The organism is Mesorhizobium liriopis, from assembly GCF_024053505.1.
GTDB lineage: Bacteria > Pseudomonadota > Alphaproteobacteria > Rhizobiales > Rhizobiaceae > Mesorhizobium_B > Mesorhizobium_B liriopis.
The window spans coordinates 1-13,207 of the sequence record NZ_JAMXQS010000011.1 but is presented as its reverse complement, the minus strand read 5'-3'; the positions used below and the strand labels follow the sequence as shown (position 1 = coordinate 13,207).

The following is a 13,207-nucleotide window of genomic DNA, read 5'->3' as shown; positions in this document are numbered from 1 at the left end:
AGGGAGCGCAGCCTTTTGTCTGTTCCGAACGACCATCCGACCCGTGCACGCCGTCCGTTTTCGATGCTGCGTGAGTTCCTCGACAGTTCTGCATCCGGTGGGCTCGTGCTGATGGGCGCAGCAGCACTTGCGCTGATTGTCGCGAACTCGCCCCTGGCATCCATCTACTTCAACACGCTTACTGCCTATGTCGGGCCTTTGAGCGTGTCGCATTGGATCAATGATGCGCTAATGGCGCTGTTCTTCCTGCTTGTCGGGCTCGAGATCAAGCGCGAGATGCTCGACGGGCAGCTCTCCACCTGGAACCGTCGCATCCTGCCGGGTGTCGCGGCACTCGGCGGCATGGTCGTGCCGGCCCTGATCTTTCTCTTCTTCAACGCAAGCGATCCCGCCACCGCGCGGGGCTGGGCCATCCCGTCTGCCACCGATATCGCCTTCGCACTCGGCGTGTTGTCGCTCTTGGGCAACCGGGTGCCCACATCGCTCAAGGTGTTCCTGACCGCGCTCGCCATCATCGACGATCTGGGTGCGGTCGTGATTATTGCGTTGTTCTACAGTGGCGAACTCTCAGTGCCGTATCTTATCCTTGCAGCGGTCGCACTGCTGACGCTCAAGAACATGAACGGTGCAGGCGTGACCAAGCTTTGGCCCTACCTCTTCGTGGGCGCGATCTTATGGTTCGTCGTGCTTCGCTCCGGCGTGCACGCAACCATTGCCGGCGTGCTTCTGGCGCTGACCATTCCACTCAAGCCTTCACCGGCACGGCCCGACGACATGGCGCAGTCGCCGCTTCACAGACTGGAGCACGGACTGCACGGCTGGGTGACGTTTCTCGTCATCCCGGTCTTCGGGTTTGCCAATGCGGGTGTTTCATTCGTAGGGCTTTCGCCGGCGATGCTCACCGATCACCTGACGCTTGGGGTAGCGCTCGGCCTTCTGCTCGGCAAACTGATCGGCGTGTTCGGGACCGCTATGCTGGTCGTCAAGATGGACTGGGCGGACATGCCGGCAGGTGCGAGCACGGCACAGCTTCTGGGTATTTCGCTGCTATGCGGCATTGGCTTCACCATGAGCCTCTTCATCGGATTGCTCGCCTTTGCCAATGATCCAATCCTCCAGGAAGAGGTCAAGATCGGCATCCTGTGCGGATCGCTCGCAGCGGGACTCCTGGGTTACGTGGTTCTGCGAGCCGCGCAACGGGAGGACATCAAATGAACCCGAGGCAAAATTACTGGAGCCATTCCTACCCCATCTCCACTGGTCGTGGTGTCACCTTCCGCTAAGCGCTGTTCATGCGAATTTCCCCGCCAGCGGCATCAGCAGGCGGCGTATGCCCTAATGCTCAGATCAAACTTTATCGCATTCCCCAAAGGCACTTTAACGCTCCGGGTGCAGACTAGAGCCCTACTCCATGGGCTTTGCATGCTGCGTATCATTCTGAAGGCTTTCCTAGGCACCCTCCTGCTGGGTGTAATGGGCTTGTCGATCTCATTCACCATTCGCTGGGCTCTAGGCAAACCTTTCAGTGCGTTTGCTATGGGCATGAATATGTTCATGCCTCTGGTGACAACGCTCCCGTTTGCTGTTCTTTTCTTTTGGGAGCACGAAAAGCTCAGACGAATGCATGCCGACCTTACCGCGGCTCACGCCAAGCTTCGGGCACACTCAAGCATTGACCCTTTGACCGGTGCGCTTATGCGTGAAGCCTTCTTCGAACAGATGGCTACAGCCAGAGAAGGCGGGCGACCAGGTGCGATGATGATCATCGACGCCGACCACTTCAAATCGATCAACGACACTTACGGGCATACAGCAGGCGATGAAGCGTTGAAGCTGCTTTCGAATGCCATTCGCCGTCAGGTGAGAAAGAACGACATCTTTGGACGCGTCGGAGGGGAGGAGTTCGGTGTTTTTCTGCCTGAGACGAGCACGGAGGAGGCTTTGTTGATCGCGGAACGTATTCGCACAAGCGTGCAAAGCGTCCATTTTGAAGCGAGACCCAACGTCGTACGCAAGTTGACTGTCAGTGTTGGGCTTACTGGTGCTCGCGCCATCCAAACTCGATCAGAACTGTTCGCTGCAGCTGACGCGTGCCTCTATGCAGCGAAGAATAGTGGTCGCAATCGTGTGGTGATGCGCGAGCCCTTTGTCTTGCAGGCGGAGTACAACTAGCGGCCGAAACGGCATTTGCCGATGCGCTAAAACTCAACTGAGTGCTCGTGCTGATAGCTGTCTGACTCCGTTCGGAGCCGTGGGTGCCCCGTGCATCACCAACGGCTGTGGCGAAATCAGCACCGTACAGTAGATAACAATGCATGAGATTCTGCATCGAAGCTTTCGCAAATGCCTCAGTTCGAGAAGTCTGGTGCGCGCATCACAACCCCGCAATAGCACAAAGATGGGTCCGCAGTGACGATTGGTTTGCTGACCGGTGCGAGATCGACGCGCGCACTTCTGGAGCATTCCGAGTTCGTATACGCAGTATCGGCAGCCAGGCCGCCTATGAGATCGAGGGTGTCTACGTCGAACTACGCCCTCCTGACCTGTCGGTGCAGATACTCGATGGTGACATGCATGTTCGAACTGAATTTGTGAGCGAGGGTGAAGGCACACGCATTCGCCAATACGTTGAGTCTAATGCCATGTCTGACCCACAAGCACAGCAGGCCTGCTGGCAGGGGGTCTTGAACAACTTTGCGGCTTACTTCACGGGAAGAGGTCAAAACCGAGCGCGAAAGTGAGTGCAAGGTTTGGGTGCATGCGCTTGTCGACTGCGGCGAGTTCCTCACCGACTATGGCGCAAGCATGCCGGTCGGCAGCGCGTTGCCGATGAATGTGGTCAACGAGAACGGTCGAACCGATTGTTCGATTGCACTATCCTCGGTACACGCGAAGCCAATTTTCGTGCCTTACGCTTTTTTGCACGTTTCGCGCCCCCATCAAGCTTGATTTGACCGTGACCTTAGCCATTCGCGAACATCTGAAGCTTGCCCATGGCCATGGTGTCAGGATCGGCGGCATTCTTCAGGCCAAGGGCATTTCTACTGTGTTGCTGGCTTGCCTGGTCGGCGCGGTGGCCGGCGTCTTCGTGACGCTCATGAGCCGCACCGTGCAGATGATGCATGCGAGCTTGTTTTCGCTGCCAGTCGATGTGCGCCTGTCCGGCCTTTTGCATCTTTCGAGTCTGGCGGATGCGGTTGTCCCTGTTGCGGGCGGCCTCATCATGGGGATCGCGGCTTATTTTCTTCGCCGGTATCGTAACCGGCCCCTGCTCGATCCGATCGAGGCCAATGCACTCTACGGTGGCCGGATGTCGCTCAACGATACATGGATCGTCGCCGCGCAAACCATGATTTCGAGCGGATTCGGTGCCTCGGTCGGACTGGAGGCCGGCTTCACGCAGGTGGGGGCGGGCTTGGCCTCAAGGCTCGCTCGTGCGCTCAAGTTGCGACGCAACGATGTGCGCGTTCTCGTGGGGTGCGGTGCGGCAGGAGCCATTGCTGCCGCGTTCGGCGCCCCTCTCACTAGTGCCTTCTATGGTTTCGAGCTCATCATCGGCGTCTACTCGCTGGCCAATGTCGCGCCAGTCATGGCGGCTGCGGTTTCAGCCTCACTGATGGCCGATTGGTTGGGAGCTGAACAGTTTCCGATCGAAGTCGGTGCCATGCTTCCGATCTTGCCCCACCAGTATCTGCCATTTCTGCTTCTCGGTGCAATTTGCGCCTTTGCCTCGATCGCCATCATGCAACTGGTAACTCTGGTCGAGCGCGGATTTCTATCGATCAAGGCGCCGTCGGCCGTTCGGCCCCTATTGGGCGGGGTCATCATTGGCTTGCTCGGAATGATCTCGCCACAGATATTGTCAAGCGGGCATGGGGCGATGCACCTTTATCTGACGATGCATTTCAGTTTCTGGGCGATCGCGACCGTCTTCGTCTTGAAAGTCTTGGCTTCCGTCGTCTCGCTTGGGTCTGGATTTCGCGGCGGCCTCTTCTTCGCGTCGCTGTTTCTCGGCGCCCTTCTGGGCAACATGTTCGCAACCCTGTTCGCGATCGTTCTTCCTTCAGCGGGCATACACACGAGCGTCGCCGCCGTCGTTGGCATGACATCACTCGCCGTGGGCGTGGTTGGCGGGCCGCTCACCATGACGTTCTTGGCACTTGAGGCGACGCGGGACCTGAGCCTTACTGGCATCGTGCTGGCGGCTGCGATCGTGTCCTCGCTCGTCGTGCGCTCGGTGTTCGGTTATTCGTTCTCGACCTGGCGCCTACACTTGCGTGGCGAGACGATCCGCAGTGCGCACGATGTCGGCTGGATGCGCAATCTGACGGTGCGCAGCATGATGCGAAGCGATGTCCGCACAGTGAGCGAGAACACGTCCTTGGCGGCGTTCCGCATTCTCTTCCCGCTCGGTTCGGCGCAACGCGTGATCGCGCTCAAGGACGGCGAGGAATATGCAGGCATGATCTTCGTGCCCGACGCGCATGCCGATGTTTCAGCAGAAGGGGAGAAGCAGGGAAGCGTTCGAAGCTTGATCCGCTTTCCAGACACCGTGCTCATCCCGCCCATGAATGCCAAGGCGGCCGCCGACATCTTCGAAGCGGCCAAGGCTGAAGAACTGGCTGTCGTCGACAGTTTCCGTACACGGCGCGTTGTCGGGTTGATGACCGAAGGCCACCTGATGCGGCGCTATGCGGAGGAGCTGGACAAGGCGCGGCGCGATCTTGCAGGCGAGACCTGAGCCGCCTGCGGCGCGACGAATGCCTCTCGTCATCTTGCCGCCGGGCCACATCCTTCGGCAACGTCGGACTGCTCCTGAATTGTCGAGCAACAATGATCTTCTGTCCGCGTTGGAGCCGGCTGTTCATATGGCGCGCAAAGGGGGGCCGTCTTCTGAATGACAAACGAGCAGATCCTGTCGGCATCGGTTATCGTGCTGATGATGGCCGCGTTCCTGTGGGGCCGCTTCCGCTACGATCTGGTGGCAGTCGGCGCACTCCTGGCCTCCATTGCAGTCGGCATCGTTCCCTTCGACCGAGCATTCAACGGGTTCAGTGACGACATTGTCATCATTGTCGGCAGCGCCCTCCTCGTCAGTGCCGGTGTCGCGCGGTCCGGCGTCATGGAATACGCGATCCAGCGTTTTCTGCCCGGTGTTAAAACCGTGTCCGCTCAGCTTTTAATCCTGGTTGGCGTCGTCACGCTCCTGTCAGCCGTCATCAAGAACATAGGCGCGCTCGCCATCATGATGCCGATCGCGTTTCAGTTCGCGCGCCGGTCCAATGTCTCACCCTCGCGTTTTTTGATGCCTATGGCATTCGGGGCACTTCTCGGCGGACTGATGACGCAGGTTGGAACCTCGCCGAACGTGGTTGTCTCTCGCATGAGAGGCGAGATCACGGGCGAGCCGTTCACGATGTTCGATTTCACGCCGGTCGGTGCTGCCTTGGCGCTCGTGGGCATCCTGTTTCTCGTTCTCTTCCATCGGCTTCTGCCAGAACGGCAACGCGTCAGCGCGGATGTTCACGAGGCGATCGACATCAAGAACTATGTCACCGAGGCGATCATCGTTGAGGGATCGTCGCTGATCGGCATGACCGTTGGCGATTTGCGCGCGTCGGGCGATGAAGATGTGCAGATCGTTTCGATTGCGCGCGACAAGACTACGTCGCTGACCCCATTGCCGGACACCGTTCTGCAAAAAGGCGACAGGCTGACGATCGAGGGCGAGGCCGAAGCACTTGACCGGCTTGTTGCGCATTCCAGCCTCAGCGTGACCGGTGAAAGGCGTGGAGCGAACACGGATGAGGATTTCCATTCCGTTGAAGCGGTGGTTTCAGAATCCTCGCCACTGATCGGGCGCTCGGCCGAGGCATTGACCTTGTTCGATCGATACAATGTCAACCTCATCGCCTTGAGCCGCCGCAACGGGCGCGTCACCGAAAGCCTCGGCCAGGCAATGCTGCGTTCTGGCGACGTGGTCGTCATTCAGGGCAGCCCCGAAAGCCTGCCTGTGGCGTTGCGGGAACTCGATCTTTTTCCGTTGGCAGAGCGCAAGATAAGGCTCGGATCGGTGCGACGCGGTTTCGTACCGGTCCTAATCCTTGTACTCGCCATCGGCGCCACAGCTTTCGGCGTCGTTCCGGTCCCGGTTGCCTTCTTTGCCGCGGCTGCGGCGATGGTTGCATTTCGGGTTATTCCACTGCGCGAGGTCTATGGGTCACTCGACGGACCCATTCTTGTGATGCTCGCAGCATTGATCCCCGTCAGCGACTCCTTGAGAACAACGGGTGCGACCGACCTGATTGCGGCCAAGCTGGCGGAGGTCGGAACGGTTCTGCCGCCTTATGGCGCACTCGCACTCATCCTTGTCGCTGCGATGGCCGTAACACCGTTTCTCAACAACGCTGCGACGGTTCTCGTGATGGCGCCGATCGCCGCCGGCTTCGCCCACGATCTCGGCTTCCGGCCCGATGCCTTTCTGATGGCGGTTGCGATCGGGGCGGGCTGCGACTTCCTCACGCCCATCGGACACCAGTGCAACACGCTGGTGATGGGACCAGGTGGCTACCGGTTTGGCGACTACGCTCGACTTGGAGCGCCGCTCTCGCTGATCGTCATCCTCGTTGCCGTGCCGTTGCTGCTGATCGTGTGGCCGCTGCAGTGAGTGGCTGACAGGCCTATCCACCCAACCTCTGACGGTCATGGTCGCGTATGGCAACTCGAAGCACATGAAGCCTGCTTTTCGAAGCGGGCTGAGGTCCCCCTGCGCGCTGGAAAGCGGGCACTTCTACCGATCCCAACTATTGGATTCCAGGTCTGCTCCTGTGGTATGCCTGATGCCGTGACGGAGGCAGAAACGCCGTCGTGTCGGGGGGTGGCATTTGATCGAGAAGAGGGAGAAGGGCTAATTCCTATCCCGACCCTTAGACCTCACGTCAGATATTCATACGTGTATTCGCACCCACAAGTGACATCAGCAGGATAGAACGCAGAACGGCAGCTTTTCATCGATTCTACCCAAAACCGGACGGTCGGCTCCCGGCCCAAGTTCCGACATTCCGCTTAGCACCTCATTCCGGCCATTCCACCCACCCTGAAGATTCGCCGAAAGCCGCCATTGGTATGTTGGCACAGTAAGAGATCAGAAGTTGGAAATCGGACAGGCAAGCTTTTCAACGGCTCGCGTTAGATGTTGGCAGGATCTCCTGCACCAGAAAAATTTCGACCTCGACAATTGGAACAGTGAGCCTCACGCGTCCGTGGTCATAGACTGCGTTAAACAGGATCTCCGATATCCCAACACACGGAATCCTGGAAGCACTCTCCGAATTAGTACGAAGTCCATTTTCTGATCTCAGGACAGGCTCTCAGAGAAGGTCCGCTATCCGCAGATTGATTACGTCCCAACTTTCAGTTGCTTCTCTTCAAGGAACTGCAGCCGCAACTCCTCTGCATCCATCGGTTTACCCACCAAGTATCCCTGTGCCTGTTGGCAGTCCTTGAGCGCAGCAAAGTGTAGCTGTGCATGGGTCTCGACCCCCTCGGCCGTGACAGTCATACCCAGCCTGTGCGCGAGCGTGATTACGGTTTCGACAATCGCCATGCTGTCGGCATCGTGCGGCACCTGGCTGACGAATGAGCGGTCGATCTTGATCTTGCTGAAGGGAAAGCGGCGCAGGTAGCTGAGCGACGAGTAGCCTGTCCCGAAGTCGTCGAGTGCAATGCGGATGCCGCAGGCCTGCAAAGTATGAAGGTTGCTGTAGGTGACGCCATCGTCATGCAGCAAGGCGCTTTCGGTGACTTCCAGTTCCAGTCTTTCCGCCGGCAGCCCGGTCTGGTTGAGGATGGCTCGGACAATATTTGGCAGTTGCCGATCACGCAGCTGGATGGGAGACAGATTGACGGCGATCCTTGTGGCCTCAGGCCAGTTTGCTGCTTCGCGACAGGCCTCACGCAGCACAAACTCACCCAGCTTGGCGATCAGTCCAGCCTCTTCAGCAATTGCGATGAAGTCGATGGGGGCAATCGAGCCGCGCTCGGGATGGAACCACCGGACAAGCGCTTCCGCGCCTTCGAACGTGCTCGACCTTGGATCGACCTGCGGCTGGTAGTAAACGCTGAGTTGGTCGTGCGCCAATGCGTGGCGTAAGTCGAGTTCCAGGCTTCGACGCGCCTGCGCCTTGAGGCTCAGTTCATCGGCAAACAGACGATACTTGTTCCGCCCTTCGCGTTTGGCTTCGTAAAGCGCCAGATCTGCCTTGCGGGTGAGTTCGATTGGATCAAACCCATTCTCGAAGGCTGAGGCGATACCGATGCTGGTGGAGATCCCAAGCATATGCCCATCGACTGCAAAGGGCATGCTGAATGCTTCAAGCAAGGCGTCTGCCCTCTGTCTGGCAGCATCTGTCCTGCCTGTGATGATGATGGCAAACTCATCACCGCCGAGCCTTGCAACGACGTCATTTGAATTGCTGATGGCGGTGAGCCGCTCAGCCACTGCCTTAAGCAGCTTGTCGCCGAGCCCATGACCCAGCGTATCGTTGACGGCCTTGAACTGATCGAGATCGAGAAGCAGAAGGCTGAAGCATTCGACACCGTAGGCGCAGGCAGCCGCGTGCTCCTCCAGGAGGTCGTTGAAGCGCTGACGGTTGGCGAGACCAGTCAAGGCGTCGGTGTAGGCTAGTACCCGAATGTGAGCTTCTGTGCGAAGGCGCTCGCGCTGGTCGCGCACGGCAATCACGGTCTGCGCCTTGCTGCCGAGCTTCACTTCGCTTCGAACGACGCGCACCGGCACGACTTGATTTTGCTGATGCAGAAGCTTCGCATCCTGTTCCTCGCCCAACGGGAGCGAAGCGACCTGCTGGCCCATCAAAAGGGAAGCGATCGGTCTGCCAATAAGTTCGTCCTGCTCATAGCCGGACAGGCGCTCGAGACTGGCGTTCGTGCTAACGATGATCCCGTCGTTGCAGACCGCCAGGCCTTCGATCGCGACACTGGCGAGTTCACGCAGTCGCAGTTGGTCGCGGCGGGCCTGAAGCTTGGCATTGATAGTAAAGCGCAACCCGACGAAGGCGAGAGCGATCAGGCCAAGACTGACTGCGGCAACCGCAGGTGCCACTGTCTCAGGGGACAGAGCCGTTGGCGGCAGTGAGATGCTCGGATCAAACAACAATTGCATGGCTAGCATGCCGCCGATGTGGATCACGGCGATGGACAGCAGCAGAAGGGGCGCCGACAATGGCCGCAACGGTTTCCTGCGCGCCCCGGCTGATACTATGGAAAGCCCGCAGATCAGCATGCCGAGCACGGATGAGGAGGTAACAAGCGAGCCATCCCAGTGCGTCTCGCCCGTGACGCGATAGGACGCTTGGCCCAGATAGTGCAACCCGACGATACCTGCACCGAGGATGGTGCCCGCACCAAAGCGTCTTGTTGCGCTGTGCCGACCAATCGATAGCCCCATGCCGATACCGATTACAACCAAGCCGACGATCAGCGAGAGGACGGTGAGCACAGGATCGAAGCCCGACAGCATCCCGGGCTGGAATGCCAGAAGCAAGATCATGTGGGTTGCCCAAGCGGTGGCACCAGCCGCCAGAATGCTGAGAAGCCCCCAGCTTGTGCGGGCGCGGCGTTCGCTGCGGCCGGCATGCGCGGCAATCGAGAAGGATGCATAAACGCCGACGATGCAGATCATCGCAGCGATCAGCAGCAGCCGGCCGTCATGCAGATCGCCAAGGCATGTGTAGAGTGCCTGCATTCTTCCCTCCAAGCCTGCAGCAATCGCAGGGAGAAGAGTGAAGTGCGTTAAGGCAGGTAGGTTGTTTGACTTCTCGGTGAACTTTGCGTTGCTTCAGGATTGGATAGAGTTCGAATGGCTCGCCTCCGACGTGTGACGCCAGCTGCCGTTGCGGGTTGCGTAACCACGTTTGAGGTCTTTCCCTCGGCGTGCTCGCTATCTTGCTGACGCGACGTAAGATCGGCCTGTTCGTTAAGCCCTGCAGGCCTAGCTCCCCATCACTCGATCGATTGCAGCCCTTGGGAGAGGGGATCGGTCGAACTCATGGGGTTATTTTGTGCGTCTCACTATTCGATCAAAACTCGCGCTGGCGTTTGGCGGCGTGCTTCTTCTTGTGGCTGCGTCAGGCTATTCCAGCCTTGCCAGCCTGTCTCAAACCAATGCCGCCATGTCTGACTTCGCAGCTGGGCCTTTCGAGAAGGTCAGAGCTGTTCAACGTATCGAGCAGGAGGTGACCGAGACCCGGCGCGAACTGTTGCGCTCGCTGATCACCACTGAGCGAAGCCATGTCACCAAGCTTGAAGAGGAGCTCAAGGCAACTTGGGGCCGCATCACAGCCGAAGCGACCCAAGCCGAGTTGCAGAACCTGATGCCGCTCATTGCCCAGAACAAAGCGGTTCAGGAGAAAGTCTTGGCAGAAGCTGCCAAGGAGCGAACCGAGGGGCGGAGCGCAAGCGGCGACCGGATCATTGCACTGATCGAAGCAGAGCAGGCGCCATTGGCTTCGCAGCTCTTCGCCCAGCTCAAAGCCTTGGAGACCACCGAAGTTGCGGATGCCGCACGCTTCGTCAGCAATGCTCAGGCCGTGTATGAGCGCACACGCTCCATTCAGATCGCATTGATTGTGGCAGCCCTTGCGGCTGGCATGGCTGCTGCGGTCTGGATTGCCTGGACGCTGGGTCGCGGTATCCGGCTCGCGATGCATCATGCAGATAAGATTGGTCGCGGTGACATCTCCGAACGCATTGTGCATTCCTACAATGACGAGATCGGCGATCTTTTGACTTCGATCTGCCAGATGCGGCTCAAACTCAACGCGATCATCGCAGACGTGGTTGGGGCAACGCGGAACGTTGAAGGCGGATCACGTCAGTCTTCGGCAACAGCCGAACAGCTGTCGGTGGGCTCGGCTCAGCAGGCCTCGGCGTCTGAGGAGACATCGGCGGCCGTTGAGGAGATGACCGCAAACATCCGTCAGAACGCGGACAATGCGGCCGCGGCAGAGCGGATTGCTGCCACTGCCGCTGATCGAGCCACAACCAGCCACGCAGCCATCGTTCAGTCGCTTGAAGCCATGCAAACGATTGCGAACAAGGTCAGGGTTGTCAGCGAGATCGCGCGGCAAACCGACCTTCTGGCACTCAACGCTGCCGTCGAAGCCGCCCGGGCGGGCTCACACGGCTTGGGCTTCGCCGTGGTGGCATCAGAGGTGCGAAAGCTGGCCGAGCGCTCTCAGCAGGCCGCAGCAGAAATCGGTCAGCTTTCTACCGACACTCTGTCGGCCTCACAAAGCGCTGGAGCGATGTTCGAGCAGCTCTTGCCCGACATTCGTGACACGGCAAAGCTCGTGGGCGAAATCTCCGCTTCGTGCCGCGAGCAGTCGATCGGGATCGATCAGATCAACCAGGCCATCATCCAGCTTGACCAGGTCACGCAAGCAAATGCTGGTGCAGCACAAGAGATGACAATGACCGCCGAGACATTGTCGTACGAGGCGACAACCCTCAATGACCGGGCGATGCTATTCAAGCTGGAAGATGTCGCTGAGGCCAACGCATCGAACAACCTCACCAACACATCACCCGATCCACTTGCCATTGCCATTCCGGCCCCACAGGCAAAGGACAAAGACAAGCGGAGAGCCAAACTGCGCTTGGTCGCCTGACAAGGAAACCTTGGTCATGACCGATCAAGACGGCGGAGCGTATCAAGCGATCTGTACCTCCTTGCCGCATTCGTTTGAGCGGACATCGTTCGCGCCTTGCCAACTGCGCAACTTACAGCCGCGGTGCGCCCCTGATCCAGCATGAGAAGTGCCGTGCCTTCGAAAACCCTTGAGTATACCGTCGACATCGTCAGCGCCTTTGTTGGGAGCAATCATGTGCCCGTCGACAAACTGGCGAGCCTGATCGCTTCAGTGCATCAGTCGCTGTCGGGGCTTGATAGAAGAGCAGATGTTGCATCGCCGCTTCCCGAAGTTGCGGAGAAGCAGAAGCCTGCGGTGAGTGTGAAGCGGTCCGTCGGCACTGATCACATCATCAGTTTGGAAAACGGTAAGCCCTACCGCTCGCTCAGACGACATCTGGCACAGCAGGGCATGACGCCCGACCAGTACCGCACAAAGTGGAACCTCCCGAGCGACTACCCCATGGTCGCCGAGAGCTACTCGAAGCGGCGTGTCGAGATCGCACGATCCATGGGCTTGGGCAGAAGCCGCAAAACGTAACCCGACCGCTCTCGCCTGAGGAGCCTGCCCATCGTTCGCAACGCGGCCTGATAGGCAGCGCGACAGTGGCAGGCCACAAGCTCACGGCTGCATCAGTCTTGCTCGACATCGCTCGCGTGGAACTCGCTGAACGCTTCGAGGATCTTTTCGACCTTCGCCTCATCCTCGACATCGACTGACACTTCGATAGTGCCGTTCAAAGGAGCATCGTCGCGGTCTTCAGGGCTCGGTTGACCCGCTTCCGTGTCTGATCCGCTGAGCTCTTCGCCAGCCGTGTTCTCCGCGCCTGCCGCTGCGATGAAGACATCGGTTCGTTCGATCTCATATTGCTGGACGAGCCGCTCAACGGCCATTTCGGCCTCGCGACGGGTTTCGAACTGTGCGGTCAGAGTGGTGCCCATACTGCTTGCCATCCAAATGCGTGTGATGCCTCGGCAACCAGATGGAACGGGGAGGGCGGTTAGCAAGGCACATAAGCGCGTTCGGCGTGGCTCTGGATGGCTTTAGTCCGAGCAACGTGGGCCAAAATGCCCCCCCGCGGTCATCCTTGCAGGTGTGTTCCGTTTGTCGCAGCGAGCTGTTCTTCACGCCGCCAGCCGCGCCGTCGGAATACCCACCATGCAAGGGCGGTGGGCACGCCATAAATGGGCCCAAGGCTTTGGGGGCTGACTGTGCCGAACTGCCAGTTGGCGCCAAAGATGACGTTGTCGATAAAGGTGTAGACGATCTCACCCGATACTGCGCCCCACAGAGCGGCAATGATTACCACCCACCAATGGTCAGCATAGCGCCGCAAGGGTTGGGTCAAGGGGAGGCCAAACACTGCAAGCCCGGCCGCCACGAACGGGACGCTGATCATTCCGTAGACGATGATGAGAACGGGAAGGATCCAGAGATCCTGAAGCGGGATGGGGTTGAGCGCATAAATAACTGCCGACTGGATGGTGATGCCAGCATAG

The 13,207-nt window shown here is 58.9% G+C and carries 10 protein-coding genes; 7 read left to right on the top strand and 3 right to left on the bottom strand.

Going from position 1 to position 13,207, the window contains the following annotated elements:
* Nucleotides 1-15: 15 nt before the first annotated feature.
* The 5 genes from nhaA to NGM99_RS20520 all read left to right on the top strand — a co-directional run bounded on the left by nhaA (nt 16) and on the right by NGM99_RS20520 (nt 6,667).
* Entirely contained in the window at nt 16-1,215 is a 1,200-nt protein-coding gene (gene nhaA / locus NGM99_RS20535; protein WP_289852602.1) for a Na+/H+ antiporter NhaA, read from the top strand.
* Nucleotides 1,216-1,422: 207 nt separating this feature from the next.
* The gene (locus NGM99_RS20530; RefSeq protein ID WP_252822459.1) at nt 1,423-2,172 is read left to right on the top strand and encodes a GGDEF domain-containing protein; all 750 of its coding nucleotides are present in this window, start codon (nt 1,423-1,425) and stop codon (nt 2,170-2,172) included.
* Nucleotides 2,173-2,315: 143 nt separating this feature from the next.
* Entirely contained in the window at nt 2,316-2,741 is a 426-nt protein-coding gene (locus NGM99_RS21845) for an SRPBCC domain-containing protein (protein WP_353937443.1), read from the top strand.
* 239 nt (nt 2,742-2,980) lie between these two features.
* Nucleotides 2,981-4,741, top strand: a complete 1,761-nt coding sequence (locus tag NGM99_RS20525; RefSeq protein WP_289852606.1) for a chloride channel protein — start codon at nt 2,981-2,983, stop codon at nt 4,739-4,741.
* A 156-nt stretch (nt 4,742-4,897) separates the two neighbouring features.
* Nucleotides 4,898-6,667, top strand: a complete 1,770-nt coding sequence (locus NGM99_RS20520; protein ID WP_252822457.1) for an SLC13 family permease — start codon at nt 4,898-4,900, stop codon at nt 6,665-6,667.
* A 732-nt stretch (nt 6,668-7,399) separates the two neighbouring features.
* Here NGM99_RS20520 and NGM99_RS20515 read toward each other — a convergent pair.
* The gene (locus NGM99_RS20515) at nt 7,400-9,763 is read right to left on the bottom strand and encodes a bifunctional diguanylate cyclase/phosphodiesterase (RefSeq protein WP_252822455.1); all 2,364 of its coding nucleotides are present in this window, start codon (nt 9,761-9,763) and stop codon (nt 7,400-7,402) included.
* A gap of 316 nt (nt 9,764-10,079) precedes the next feature.
* Here NGM99_RS20515 and NGM99_RS21840 point away from each other — a divergent pair, with 316 nt between their 5' ends.
* Both NGM99_RS21840 and NGM99_RS20505 read left to right on the top strand, forming a co-directional pair.
* Nucleotides 10,080-11,687 (top strand): methyl-accepting chemotaxis protein, encoded by a 1,608-nt coding sequence (locus NGM99_RS21840; protein WP_252822453.1) that lies wholly within the window; start codon nt 10,080-10,082, stop codon nt 11,685-11,687.
* A gap of 153 nt (nt 11,688-11,840) precedes the next feature.
* On the top strand, nt 11,841-12,248 hold the full coding sequence (locus NGM99_RS20505; protein WP_252822451.1) for a Ros/MucR family transcriptional regulator: 408 nt from the start codon (nt 11,841-11,843) through the stop codon (nt 12,246-12,248).
* 92 nt (nt 12,249-12,340) lie between these two features.
* Here the strand turns inward: NGM99_RS20505 and NGM99_RS20500 are convergent, their stop codons facing one another.
* The gene (locus tag NGM99_RS20500; RefSeq protein ID WP_252822447.1) at nt 12,341-12,649 is read right to left on the bottom strand and encodes a hypothetical protein; all 309 of its coding nucleotides are present in this window, start codon (nt 12,647-12,649) and stop codon (nt 12,341-12,343) included.
* Nucleotides 12,650-12,789: 140 nt separating this feature from the next.
* A partial coding sequence (locus NGM99_RS20495) for a hypothetical protein (protein WP_252822445.1) occupies nt 12,790-13,207 on the bottom strand: 418 nt, incomplete at its 5' end.